Below are 12814 nucleotides of genomic sequence, written 5' to 3' on the forward strand. Positions count from 1 at the left end.
TCGCTAATTCCTCCTAGGCATTAATACCTAGGAGGAATTAGCTGACAGCTTGTAAATGAATTATACCATTAAACATACAATGTTTCAGCCACTCAGCTTGCTCATTTTTCTTGCCTTCTTGGAAAATCCGTGCATGGGTAGGAGATCTACTTCTGCGAAACTAACATTTCTTCTCAAGTAGTGTCACTGTCTCAACATGTTTTGAGATGAATTCATAGCTGTCAAAAATTAGTCACTTGAACATTATTGTCTTTGAGGGAACATATCCACTGAGGGCTTGCGTATGTGGGAACATATCAACATAGAAAGTATTCATCAATTTCATCTTCATTTTTGAGAACGCTTTTCTCTGGAACTCCTACTGACTTCGATAGTTTAATAGAAGAAACAAATCTTAACTGAACATTGATATTGAAATCAAACGAGTATTGCTGCAATTCCCCAAGCTTATGATATTTACTCAAAAGCTCATCTAGTTTTACTTGGTACTCTTTGTCCAATTTATCAACAAATGCATTAATTCTTTCTTGATAAAGATTGATAACTTCTATTTCATGTTTGTTTAGAACACCCTTTCCAAGACTTAGTGCTGTTGTTGCAACGATTGATCCAACCAAAGCACCAACAACTGGAATTGGTATAACTGTTTGTCCTATTGCAGCACCAATACCAGCCCCTGCTGCATCAATAGCGTTTAATGTCACTAAATCAATAAATCCATCTGTATCAACATCGCCTTTTCTATATTTGACGATGGCATTGCTTAACCCAAAAGTTCCTGAAGTAATTGCTCCAGCACTTGGTGCCGCAAGGTGACAAACATTCGTTAATCCATATATTGCATATCCAGAAATTCCACCTTTAATAGCACCTTTAGCTGTACTGACTCCACACTCTTTCCAATCTTCAATATCAAAATCCCAGACTTCTTTTCCATCTTTGTGTTTTTGATAGACAAATATTCCTAGATTGAAACCACCTTGTACTGCTGCGCCTACTACAGCCACTTTAGATGCCTCTCCAAAACTTGGTTGTGCTTCTTGTTGGGCGCTTAATCTATCGCTGTCCGCTTCCTTTTTAATATCCGATTTTTGTTGAGCGGTTTGCTTATTTATATCATTTGCTTCATTTAATAACGTTTGATCAATTGTTCCTTTTTGGACATCTTTATATTTAAGAACTGATGATTCCAACCATTCATCATAAGAAACACCACGCAGAGCACTCTCATCTTCAATTGCTTTTCTAATATTATTGATTTGGGAGTTAGACAAGACATTTCCATTAAATTCTACAGATTTTGCTCCGCCCATGATTTCTTTTATGACTTCCACATGATCCTTCGGAAAAATCATACTCATTTTATCATAATTGGATGCTTGTTTAATCTCTTCTAAGCTATTGGCATAAAACTTCATTTGTACTTCTTTGCCTTGTAGTAGAATATCCGCAGGTCCATTATCATTTAATAGTACTACACTTTTTTGCAGTCCTTGATAAACATCTCTTGCATTTCTTATACCCGTTTCAGCAAATTCCGAAATAAAACCATGCACTCCAGTTTCTCCACCACGATTAATACTGATAAGATTATCGATTTCTGTTTTCGCCCAATCTAGATTCGATAATGCATTTGCTGATTTAGTAGCTAAGTCTGATAATTTATCTGTTTCATTAGTAAGAATTGATTCTAATGTATTCATCAGATCCGTTAATCGGATATTATTTAAATAATCGACATATGAAGCAATACTTTGTTCAACATTATTATCAATAGTCTGTTCACTAGTCATCTAATTTGAGCTCCTTATTAATTAGTTGTGCCAAAGTTAAAGTTGAATTCACAAGCAATCCAGCTTGTATCTTTTCATCTTTGGAGAATTGACTATAATCACTACCAATCAAAGCTTTCTCTGCTCTATTTACTCCTGTAATTTGAGTGTTGGTAGTTTCCAACAATGCCTTCACTTCTGCAATCATATTATTAAATTTTCTAATTATTTTCTCGAGGTTCTCTCTTTCTACAATTAGTTTATTTGCAGTTTTTTTATTTTTATGACTTGCGAACAAACCTGAACCAACTGAACCCGCTAACATTACACCAGCAATTGTCCAACCTACTGGTCCTGCAAGTGCGAGAAATGCACTACCTGCACTCATTCCGCCACCACCAGCCGCCAATGCGCCACCACCAAGCCATGCTAATGTAGCATTAGTTGCTGCAGCTCCTGATAAAGTAGATATAGCAGTACCTGTTGATGCAACGCCAAAAGTAGTTGCAATGCCCATTGCTGCTGTTGGACCCATTGTCGCTACAGCAACTCCAAGAGCACTTAAAGTTGCACCTGCTCCAGAACCACCCGCAGCTGCTTTAGCTTCAACTTCAGCCTTTTTAATTTCTTGTTGTTTGGTCTTAAAATTTTCCACTTCAATTTCAATTCTTTGAAGGGTAACTTTAAACTCCTTTGGAGTGTTTGCTAATTGATTAATTCGTTCCTCAATTAATTTAACAAGAGCTAAAGCTTTTTTACGCTCTTGATAAAGAACATTCGTGTTTTCACCTAAATCATTGGCAACTTTCTCATAACGTTCAACCGCTGCCTTATAATTATCGATCGCATTTTTTCTTAATTTTGAATTAAACATGATATCACCATCCTATATGTATGCTTTCTGCAACAAGGTTTGATTTTATTTACTTGTGTTAATCTCTATTAGTTATTCTGTTGTTTTAACTTTTCTTTAACTACATCTTTGAACTCAAGTAACTCTTCTGATCTGATGTAATAACCTAAATTTGTCATAACTGAAGTTCTGCTAATAATTTTTTGTTGTGTAGGTATATCAACAACTGATATCTCACCATTTGCATTCATTGTGGGGCCGGCATATAGAACTCCTAAAAATATTATTCTACGAGCGCCTAGATAAGTATTACCTTTTTTATCAGAATAGCCATTCTCGTTTAAAATGTAAATTGGCGATCCAGATGATCCTGGAAAAGCAGCAATGTCTGCTAGACCGATTCCTTTTGTGTTGAAATCATAAGCAGGGTGAGAAGCTGTGTATCCCTTTCTGAAAATTGGATAATTATGTTTGCTATCCCATAAACCAATAGGGTAGCCGATCATTACAATTTCTTCTAAAGCACTTAATTCCATCAATTTATCTTTGTTAGGAATTAAACCTTCATCGTTAGCTAAATAAAATACTTGTTTTCCTGTTCGTTTTTTTACTTCCTCAAATATCGGGTTTATAAATGTAAAGCATAGATCCTTATCAGAATGAAAAAACCATTCTGTTTGTAACGTAAGAGCATAGTTTTGAGTAGTTGAGCCGTCATCTTCTCTTAAATGCAAGAAGAACTTCACAGTCTCATTCCTATTATAATTTACAACATGCTTATTTGTAATAAGGTCGGTATAGTAAGCTCATTCTCCTGAAAATTAAAGAAAAACCCAGTTCCTGAAGAACCATCATGGGCTTCTATTCTTACAGTATTAAACATAAGCTGTTCTGTTAAACTGATTGGTTTCATATCATCTCTCCTCATTATTTATTAATTGTAGAATATTATTAATTCAATTATTATCCGTCTTAATCTCATAACCATCTGGTAAAATAAATGCCTGCACAAACTTGACACCTAGCACATCAGCAATGGCCTTCAACTCATCCAAGGTTACCGTTTCTCGTTGTAATTTCTTATTGAAATTCTGTGGAGTCTGGCCAATGCGTCTAGCAAGTTCAGAAACGCTTATATTCATTTGCTCACACAGTTCTTTAATCATTTCTGCCGTAGTCATACAGCACCTCCAAGTTTACGCTAAGAATATTATAAACCATTTGGTTGATAAATGAAATAGTTATAAAATTATTATTATAATCAACAAGTAAAAGAAAACCCACAACTCTACTTCAGAGTCATGGGCTATTTACTTCTGGTTTTCATATTTCAATTTCAATACTAGATTTAAAGGATATGATAAAGTGGTCACCATACACCGTAACATTTTGGATGATCTTCCTTGTTTGTCCATTCAAGCCAATAGCCATCTTGTCAACTCAGCACATTTTTACCAGCAATCTTATCAACTCACCTAGCCATCAGCAGTACTTACTGATGGCTTTTTAATTTCACTAATCTTGGATAAACTCCCTCAAAGCAAAAATCCGTGATTATGCTTCCGGCCTAGAACCAGACTGCAAACCACGGAAAGCCTTTATTTACTTATCTTAATACACCCTTACTTATCTGCTCTTGACATCAATACTACCGTCTCAACATGCCAAGTTTGTGGGAACATATCTAATGGTTGAACTTGCTCGAAGTCATAGCCTGCTTCTACGAATTTTGCGATGTCTCGTGCCATAGTTGTTGGATTGCACGAAACATAGACAATCTTTTCTGGGTTAGCTTCAATTGTTGATTCGATGAAAGTATCATCTAAGCCTTTACGTGGTGGGTCAACAACCACGACATCCGGTTGAATACCCGCTTTAACCCACTCACCCATAACTGTTTCCGCTTGACCCGCTTCAAAATGCACGTTATCAACATTATTTTTAGTAGCGTTATTTTTGGCCATCTTAACCGCATCAGCGACTACTTCTACCCCGTATACTTGTTTGGCTTTTTTCGCTAATGCTATGGTAATCGTACCAATTCCACAATAGGCATCTACCACTGTTTCTTCCCCTGTTAAATCAGCTGCATCAATCGCTAATTGATACAACTTTTCAGCTTGAGGTGTATAAATTTGGAAGAATGACCGACTTGAAATATCAAAGGTGAAATCAAACATCTTGTCCTCGTATTTATCCACACCATATAACACACGTTGTGTACCTGACATCACAACATTCGTTTGTTTAGTATTTGAACTTAAGACAATAGACACCACTTCTGGCACTTTTTCCACAATTTTGGTCACAATTTGGTTTTCTTCCGGTAAATCTTTACCATTCACCACAATGATAACCATCATTTGGTTTGTATAGTAGCCTTTACGAATCACAATATTACGTATTAGACCTGAGTGTGTCACTTCATCATAACCTTTCAACTCATGTTGGTTTAAGATATGCACAATTGTTTGGATAGCTTCATCCATACCTGGTAATTGGATTTTAAAATCTTCCACAGGGATAACTTCATGAGAGTTTTTCCGGTAAAACCCAGAATATAACCTTCCTTCTTTATCCGTACCGACAGGAATTTGCGCTTTATTACGGTATTTAAAAGTATCTTCAGAACCCACAGTAGGCAATACTTTACGCCCTTCAGCTAAACCAAAACGGTTGAAAGCATTCTCTACTTGTCTTTGTTTAAAAGCAAGTTGTGCTTCATAAGTCATATGTTGCAATGGCATTGTACCTACTTGACTTGAAACCTTATCCACAATGGCTACTCGGTCTGGCGAATCCACAGTTCGTTTCATCATTTTTCCATAGCCAAACTTTTTACCCACAGAAATGGCCTTAATTGTCCCCATTTCACCAGGTAAAGCATTCTCTACGAATAAAGGATAGCCATCCACTTTAGCCACACCTAATCCTTGAAAAGTAAGATCTTCAATTGTGCCCTCAAAAGACGCATTCTTTTGAATCGGCGTTGTATATTTTTGTTTCATCATCATCATCCTTTATATTTATCCCCATTATTTTAACATGCACATCCATTAAATACTCAGAAAACAATAAAACGCCAACACCTAAGTGCCAGCGTCCATCAAGTCATTATTCTATTCTCTTAGTAACCTTCAATTGTATGTATATAAATACTCTGTTTCTCTATATTTTCAATCATTTAAAACATAAAAAATTGTCTCTTATACATAGTTAAAAATTACTATTAGCCAAAGGCGGAAACTTACCTAGCATGCCTTTGCAGTGAAAAAGGATGACTGACCCATATCAACCTGTTAGGAATTTATTCCTTACAGGTTGAATCGTCAGGCAAGGAATTAGACCTTGGCTAATTCCAGTCCCACTGCAAGTTGAGCTTTGCAGGATAGACAGGTTTCCACTTCAGAATACCTTGCATCACACTTTGTGTGATACGCGCAATTCTTCCAGTGTCTCCTGTCTGAACATCCTACATCGCATCCTAGTTTTAAGGCAATGATAGGTAAAGTGAAAGCCGAAGGCTCAATAAGCGCACTGTTTAAGAGTCAATATTCGCACCTTTTTAGTTGGGTTCGCTCGCACCCTGTAGTTGAGCTCGTCAGGGCAGACAGGTGTCCGCTTCAGAATAGTTTGCATCACACTTTGTGTGATACGGCACTATTCTTCCACCGTCTCCTGTCTGAACGCCCTGTCTCACATCCTATTTCAAATATTCTTTATAGATATTTACATATCTATCGATGAAGTCCAAGTATTGGTCCACTTCAATAGATTCGTCTATGGTATGCGCGCTATCAATCCTACCTGGTCCATAAATAACAAAGTCAAATTTGTTATCTACATTGGTAAAGTTAGATCCATCAGTTGCACCACTTAACCCGCGGTTTTCCGCTTGTGGATCTTCTAGCTTAATGCAATCTACTAATGCAGATTCATTATCTCCATCTGCATATTGGTTATTTTGTAACAAGTTCAATTCTAATATACCCTGACCGTTTGCGTTAATATCTTCAATCACATCATTGAAGATATCAATCACCACATCATTGCCTACTTCAGGAATTGTACGCGCATTACCAGATAACACAGCATACTCTGGTACCGAGTTAATTTGGTTTCCACCCTCAATCATAGTGAATACATTCAACATTCTACCTAACATATCGTTTTCAGCAGTTGCAGCCGCTTCTTCTATCTTTACATTCGCTTTGTTGATAAATGTATTTAACAGCAAGATGGCATTGAGCCCTTTTTCTGGTGTAGAAGAATGGGCGGCAGATCCACGCGCGATTACTTGATACTGAATTGAGCCCTTGTGTTTTGTGTAGTAATAAGGTGTTGATGGTTCAGCAATAATCATGCCATCAATATCTTCTGTATATCCTAGATCTGTTAATTGTTTAGACCCAAGCATCCCAATCTCTTCTCCAACACAAGCGAGTAAACGAACTGAACCAGCAAAGGCTTGGCCAGACTCCTTCAACTCGATCATGGCAATGATTAAAGCCGTTAAACCAGCTTTCATATCAGTTGTCCCACGACCATACATCACACCATCATGAATTTCTGCACCGTATGGTGGGTATGTCCATAATTCAGGATTACCCGCATCTACCACATCCATATGACCTGATACAGCTAAAATCTTCCCATCTTCTTGACCTTTTAATTCTGCTACCAAGTTCGCACGACCATCCGCATATTGAATCAATTGTGATTCGATACCGTGTGCTTCAAGTAAGTTCTTGTAATACAAAGCAACAATTTCTTCGTTACCGTTTGGTGTTTCTAATTGGATGACATCCTGTAAAATTTTAATTTTCTCTTGCTTATCCATAGAAACCTCCTTATTTTAAGACTTTACGCTCGAATGGATCAACTGAGAATCCTGCTTCTAAAACTTCTTTTGCATATTGTTGCGCAGCCCACAGTGAATGATCACGGAAGTTACCACATTCAACGCGTTCTGTCCCTTGCACATCAGACCATTTAGCTGCTAAGACATCATTCAATACTTTAGTCATGGCAGTTGCTACTTCCTCAACTGAAGGTGTTCCCCAGACAATCATATAGAAACCAGTACGACAACCCATTGGTGAGATATCGATCACGCCTTCTAAATAATCGCGTGTATAAGCTGCTAATAAGTGTTCTAACGTATGAATAGCACTTGTTGGAATAGCATCTTGGTTTGGTTGCACAAAACGTATATCAAATTTACTTAATTTATCTCCTAAATTACCTGTTTCAGCACCTGCAATACGCACATACGGCGCTTTAACTGCATCATGATCTAAGGTAAAACTTTCTACTTTTGCCATCATTAATCTCCTTATCTATTTTTCATGCATTTAAGTTAAAACTTCCTTATTATTTTATCATTAATTGTCAAGCTTTCAAAGTTACCGTAATCATCCCTTATTGGATAAGAGGATCACCCTAGTTGTTAGTAGCCAAGTAAAAACCTATGCTATAATCAACAAAAGATCTAAAGGAGGTACTACCATGAAAGCAAGTAAACGCCGAGACTTACTCATACAAACCTTGAACCAAGCTACCACACCTCTTAAAGCGACTAGTCTTGCCAAAGAATTTGGTGTTAGTCGCCAAATTATTGTAGGAGATGTCGCAATTTTACGAGCCAGCCACTATGACATCATCGCCAGTAACCAAGGCTATCTATTAGCTGATAAGGCAACTAGCGTGGATGAAAGTCGCTACCGAGGCAAAATCGTCTGCCAACATTTAGCTAACCAAGCTGTTGAGGAATTAACGATTATCATTAATCACGGTGGTTTCGTTGAAAATGTTGAAGTAGATCACCCTTACTACGGTTTACTAAAGGCTAGCTTACAAATCAAAAATCAAGCAGATATAAAAGAATTCCAAACAGCTATGGATAAGTCTACTGGTACTATGCTCTCTTCATTAACAAATGGTATTCACCTACATACCATTACCACACCAGATGAAGCAACTTTTAACGCAATAAAAGCTGACCTAAAGGCTACTGGGATATTACTAGACGAAACGATTTAATTTCAAAAAGTCTTGACAGGTGTCTTGACACCTAGAAATATTTTGCGTATGATAAACTCAACAAATTTGGGAGGAAATTATCATGCAAAGAAATCAAGTGTCTAAGCGCACACAAAATTTAACGATTACTGGTTTACTCACCGCTATTGGGATCTTTATCCCCTTAATTATGCCCTTTAAAATTGTCATTGGCCCTGCCTCCTTTACCTTAGGTTCACATGTTCCAGTTGACATGTCTATGTTTAGAAAACCTTCAACCGCAGCTATTGTCGCAATCGGCACTACTATCGGATTTCTAATGGCAGGTTTCCCAATTATCATCGTGGCTCGTGCCCTTACCCACTTAATTTTTGCGGCTTTAGGTGCTTATTACCTACAAAAAGCACCAAATACCTTGGTCAAAATTGGCTCAAGAACAGCCTTTAACTTCTTCATCAATACCATTCACGGCCTTGGCGAATTAATGATTGTATATGCTTTGACTACGGCTGGCCTAGTGCCACCATCAGATAATTTCTTGTATACCTTGATTGTTTTAATCGGTATCGGTTCCTTAATCCATGGTATGATTGACTTTGAAATTGCCTATCAAATTACGAAGGCCATCGAAAAACGAGCACACCTTGGTTTTGCTCAGGTAAATTTATGAAATGGATAAGAAAAAGAGCGCGAATGCGCTCTTTTTTCTTGCTATTTTCCAAAGGTCCATAACTGCTTTTATAGTAATTCACCATGACGTTTTACATATATGTGTTTTACGATTTGAACTAATATTAAGTATAAAACGACTGTTGCTGCTAATAATCCCCAGAATTGGATTGGTAATGCAGCTAAACCAAGTGCGCGCCCTAGACCTGTATAGGGTGCGAATGTACCAATTAAAATGCCTATACCTGTAATTGCAAGTACCATATTTGATGGTCTACTTTGAATGAATGGGATTTTTGGTGTGCGTAGTGTATACAAAACAAGCGTTTGTGTCCATAATGAAACAATAAACCAACTAGATTGGAAGATGGCAATAAATAATGCCTGTTGCCCTTCGTTTAAGTTTACAAATTGTCCACCAGCAATACTTGGAGCAATAAGGAAAAATGTAATGATAAAGGTTGTGACATCAAAAATGGAACTTGTTGGGCCAAACCATACCATAAATTTTTGAATGGAAGAAGCTTCCCATTTCTTAGGTAGATATAAATATTCTTTATCCATATCGTCCCATGGTAATGACATTGAAGCAATTTCATAGATTAAGCCTAAGAATAGCAATTGAATGGGTAGCATTGGTAGGAATGGTAAGAATATACTTGCAATCAGTACTGAGAATACATTCCCAAAGTTAGACGAAGTAGTCGCTTTGATATATTTCATCGTATTGCCAAATACTTTTCGTCCTGCTAGAATCCCCTTTTCAAGAATCATTAAGTCTTTTTCTAGCAAAATGATATCCGCTGACTCTTTAGCAATATCCACTGCATTATCCACAGAAATACCCACATCAGCTGCTCTTAATGCTGGTGAATCATTAATCCCGTCACCTAGGAATCCTACTACATGACCATTTTCTCTTAGTATTGTGACTAAAGTTGATTTTTGCGTTGGATTCAACTTCACAAATAAGCTATGTTTTTCTGCAATTTCACGTAATTCCTCATCGCTTTTACCCACTAATTGATCCCCTGAAATAATGTGATCTGTAGGAATACCTACCTGCTCAGCAACAGATACCGTCACGAGTTCATTATCACCTGTCATAATTTTCACATTCACAGCGTGATCATTTAATGCTTTAATTGCTGCTTTAGTAGATGGTTTTGGTGGATCTAGGAATGCTAAATACCCAATAAGTACCATTTCACTTTCATCTTTCACTGAGAAAGCATCTACAGGACTAGGGTTGGTTTTTTGGGCAACACCTAGTACACGTAATCCTTGGCTATTTAATTTAGCAACTTGTGCTAATACTTTTTCACGAGCTTGGTCAGTTAACTCAAGAATTTCTCCAGCATAGTCCACATAAGACGATACAGCCAACATCTCTTCGATTGCACCCTTGGTGATCATTTGTGTTTTACCTGTTTGATCTTCAACTACTACACTTAATCTTCTACGTTCGAAGTCAAAAGGAATTTCATCTACTTTTGTATAAGCGAGTTTTTCGTACGCTAGTTCTTCTTCACCTGCTCGAATAATTGCTTTATCCATAAGGTTACCTAACCCTGTTTGATAATAACTATTTAGATAAGCATGACGTAACACACGATTACTTTCTTCTCCATCAATATTTAAATGGTGTTGAAGTACAATATTATCTTGCGTTAAAGTACCAGTTTTATCTGTCACTAATACGTCAATCGCACCAAAGTTTTGAATACCTTGAAGGTTCCGTACAATCGTACCTTCTTCTTTCATATCTTTAGCACCTTTGACTAAGTTTGTTGTCACAATCATTGGTAACATTTCAGGCGTTAAGCCGACCGCTATGGAGATACCAAATAGTAAAGCTTGCAACCAATCACCTTTTGTTAAACCATTAATCAGAATAACAATGACTGCCATTAAACCCATAAAGCGAATTAATAACAGTGATGTCTTTTCAATGCCCACATCGAAACTTGTTTTGATAGGTTCATTAGAAAAGGCATCCGCAATACCACCGAATAAGGTGTTATTCCCAGTTCTTACTACCACACCCTCACCAACACCACTCACTACTTCACTTCCAGTAAATACTAGGGTAGTGTAATCTGTTTCACTAGTTGGTGCCTCTACTTCATCCTTTGCACGTTTCTCAACAGGATGACTTTCACCTGTTAATGAAGTTTGTGATACAAATAAATCTTTACTGTTTAGTAAGCGAATATCTGCTGGTATCATATCCCCAGCTTTTAAGCGAACTAAGTCACCAATCACAATATCTTCAGTTCTAATTTCTTGATACTGACCTTCCCGCTTAACTGCCGATGTTACCTCAACCATAGACTCTAACGCTTCTACAGATTGATTTGAACGAATCGTTTGAATCAAAGACATCGTACCACTTAAGATAATTAACACCACAATAATGATTGGTCCTAAAATTTCTTGTTCAGCAGGATCTACAAATACATAGTCTGTTAGAAACGAAATCAAAGCTAAACCTAATAATACTAGTGTAAATGGCGTGAAATAAGCCTCAAAGATATAGCGCCATAAACTTTTCTCATTACCATAGTTTATCTCATTGTCACCATATTCACTTCTAATTTGATCTGCTTCGTTCTCTTTAAAACCATCTGCCTTTGCTTTAAATATTTCTTTTATTTCTAAAATAGGTTTACTAGCTAATTCAAAGTAACCTAATTGATCTCTGTTATTCATCATTATATTCAATCCTTTCAATTACATACTGCTACTTCCTTACACTAGTCTAGACTGTAATCAGCCACCTAAAGTTCTGGAAAGAATGCAAAGAAAGTCTTTAATCATTGAACAAATGATAAAAACAATTAAGAAAGGATACACCTTTTTACCATTAAAAAAACCTCCTCATTTTATACTTGTTAAAATGAAGATTTGTCGCAATATAAAAAGCCCCCACTAACATTAGCGAGAGCTTACTCTAAATATCCACAAGAAAAACGGGTATACACCTGTTTTTTGCTTTTGATCTTTTCGTGGAGTTTTAGCACTATACAACGTAAACATTACTGTTAGCTACGTTAGAAATTCCTTCTATCGGATAATCCTGTTATACCCATTGGCGTCTCTGGACGTTTCTGGGCAGTAGCCTGTGTTTGCATAGGAGCCTCTGCCTAACAAATCATATTCTCTTTTCAACACCTATAAGCATACAAGCTTTAACTACACTTGTCAAGCCATAGAGAATCCTTGGGTTGCGTCGAGCCCCCCTTAGCTTATATTTACTACTTAATTTTACGTTTTTTTTCTACCTGGATTCACTTAATCAATGCATTCATGGACAAGAAAAAAATAGTCAATATTTTCATATTCGTCGCAGCTAGTCTAATCCACCTTTGGACAGATTCATATATGCTTTGGTTAACATAGTCAGTATTAATAGTTTTATTCATAAATCGAATTACTCGAGAAAGTGATAAATAGAGGCATAGCCAAGGCTGAAACTACCTAGCATGCCTTAGCAGTG

General features: G+C 36.9%; 11 protein-coding genes and 1 riboswitch. Of the genes, 2 read left to right on the top strand and 9 right to left on the bottom strand.

Going from position 1 to position 12814, the window contains the following annotated elements; all coding sequences use genetic code 11:
* Positions 1 to 296: 296 nt before the first annotated feature.
* The 8 genes from HMPREF3116_RS04780 to HMPREF3116_RS04810 form a co-directional block, all read right to left on the bottom strand.
* Positions 297 to 1793, bottom strand: coding sequence for a hypothetical protein (locus tag HMPREF3116_RS04780; protein WP_070468049.1), 1497 nt, complete (start codon positions 1791 to 1793; stop codon positions 297 to 299).
* On the bottom strand, positions 1786 to 2646 hold the full coding sequence (locus HMPREF3116_RS04785) for a hypothetical protein (RefSeq protein ID WP_070468051.1): 861 nt from the start codon (positions 2644 to 2646) through the stop codon (positions 1786 to 1788). Before HMPREF3116_RS04785 ends, HMPREF3116_RS04780 begins: the two co-directional genes overlap by 8 nt.
* 68 nt (positions 2647 to 2714) lie before the next feature.
* Complete coding sequence (locus HMPREF3116_RS04790; protein WP_210382480.1) at positions 2715 to 3359, bottom strand: hypothetical protein; 645 nt, start codon at positions 3357 to 3359, stop codon at positions 2715 to 2717.
* 32 nt (positions 3360 to 3391) lie between these two features.
* Positions 3392 to 3538 (bottom strand): hypothetical protein, encoded by a 147-nt coding sequence (locus tag HMPREF3116_RS09065; protein ID WP_210382481.1) that lies wholly within the window; start codon positions 3536 to 3538, stop codon positions 3392 to 3394.
* A 43-nt stretch (positions 3539 to 3581) separates the two neighbouring features.
* Positions 3582 to 3806, bottom strand: coding sequence for a helix-turn-helix domain-containing protein (locus tag HMPREF3116_RS04795; protein ID WP_070468052.1), 225 nt, complete (start codon positions 3804 to 3806; stop codon positions 3582 to 3584).
* A gap of 441 nt (positions 3807 to 4247) precedes the next feature.
* Positions 4248 to 5633 (bottom strand): 23S rRNA (uracil(1939)-C(5))-methyltransferase RlmD, encoded by a 1386-nt coding sequence (gene rlmD, locus HMPREF3116_RS04800; protein ID WP_107309617.1) that lies wholly within the window; start codon positions 5631 to 5633, stop codon positions 4248 to 4250.
* Between the two features lie 695 nt (positions 5634 to 6328).
* The gene (locus HMPREF3116_RS04805; protein ID WP_070468055.1) at positions 6329 to 7465 is read right to left on the bottom strand and encodes an ArgE/DapE family deacylase; all 1137 of its coding nucleotides are present in this window, start codon (positions 7463 to 7465) and stop codon (positions 6329 to 6331) included.
* 10 nt (positions 7466 to 7475) lie between these two features.
* Positions 7476 to 7949: an S-ribosylhomocysteine lyase gene (locus HMPREF3116_RS04810; RefSeq protein WP_070468056.1), complete on the bottom strand. Its 474-nt coding sequence runs from the start codon at positions 7947 to 7949 to the stop codon at positions 7476 to 7478.
* A 184-nt stretch (positions 7950 to 8133) separates the two neighbouring features.
* Between HMPREF3116_RS04810 and HMPREF3116_RS04815 the strand changes: the two genes are divergently transcribed.
* Together HMPREF3116_RS04815 and HMPREF3116_RS04820 are read left to right on the top strand one after the other, a co-directional pair.
* Positions 8134 to 8667, top strand: a complete 534-nt coding sequence (locus HMPREF3116_RS04815) for a transcription repressor NadR (protein WP_070468058.1) — start codon at positions 8134 to 8136, stop codon at positions 8665 to 8667.
* Between the two features lie 82 nt (positions 8668 to 8749).
* Positions 8750 to 9316 (top strand): hypothetical protein, encoded by a 567-nt coding sequence (locus HMPREF3116_RS04820; RefSeq protein ID WP_070468060.1) that lies wholly within the window; start codon positions 8750 to 8752, stop codon positions 9314 to 9316.
* A 68-nt stretch (positions 9317 to 9384) separates the two neighbouring features.
* Here the strand turns inward: HMPREF3116_RS04820 and mgtA are convergent, their stop codons facing one another.
* Positions 9385 to 12030, bottom strand: coding sequence for a magnesium-translocating P-type ATPase (gene mgtA / locus HMPREF3116_RS04825; protein ID WP_107309618.1), 2646 nt, complete (start codon positions 12028 to 12030; stop codon positions 9385 to 9387).
* Between the two features lie 279 nt (positions 12031 to 12309).
* A riboswitch (M-box (ykoK) riboswitch) is annotated at positions 12310 to 12476 on the bottom strand.
* Positions 12477 to 12814: the final 338 nt, after the last annotated feature.

It is taken from the genome of Aerococcus sp. HMSC10H05 (assembly GCF_001806975.1).
GTDB classification, from domain to species: domain Bacteria; phylum Bacillota; class Bacilli; order Lactobacillales; family Aerococcaceae; genus Aerococcus; species Aerococcus viridans_B.

Coding starts and splice junctions, on each gene's coding strand:
- HMPREF3116_RS09065 (WP_210382481.1), bottom strand. CDS start 3,538: ATGAAACCAATCAGTTTAACAGAACAGCTTATGTTTAATACTGTAAGA.
- HMPREF3116_RS04815 (WP_070468058.1), top strand. CDS start 8,134: ATGAAAGCAAGTAAACGCCGAGACTTACTCATACAAACCTTGAACCAA.
- rlmD (WP_107309617.1), bottom strand. CDS start 5,633: ATGAAACAAAAATATACAACGCCGATTCAAAAGAATGCGTCTTTTGAG.
- HMPREF3116_RS04805 (WP_070468055.1), bottom strand. CDS start 7,465: ATGGATAAGCAAGAGAAAATTAAAATTTTACAGGATGTCATCCAATTA.
- HMPREF3116_RS04795 (WP_070468052.1), bottom strand. CDS start 3,806: ATGACTACGGCAGAAATGATTAAAGAACTGTGTGAGCAAATGAATATA.
- HMPREF3116_RS04810 (WP_070468056.1), bottom strand. CDS start 7,949: ATGGCAAAAGTAGAAAGTTTTACCTTAGATCATGATGCAGTTAAAGCG.
- HMPREF3116_RS04780 (WP_070468049.1), bottom strand. CDS start 1,793: ATGACTAGTGAACAGACTATTGATAATAATGTTGAACAAAGTATTGCT.
- HMPREF3116_RS04820 (WP_070468060.1), top strand. CDS start 8,750: ATGCAAAGAAATCAAGTGTCTAAGCGCACACAAAATTTAACGATTACT.
- HMPREF3116_RS04785 (WP_070468051.1), bottom strand. CDS start 2,646: ATGTTTAATTCAAAATTAAGAAAAAATGCGATCGATAATTATAAGGCA.
- mgtA (WP_107309618.1), bottom strand. CDS start 12,030: ATGATGAATAACAGAGATCAATTAGGTTACTTTGAATTAGCTAGTAAA.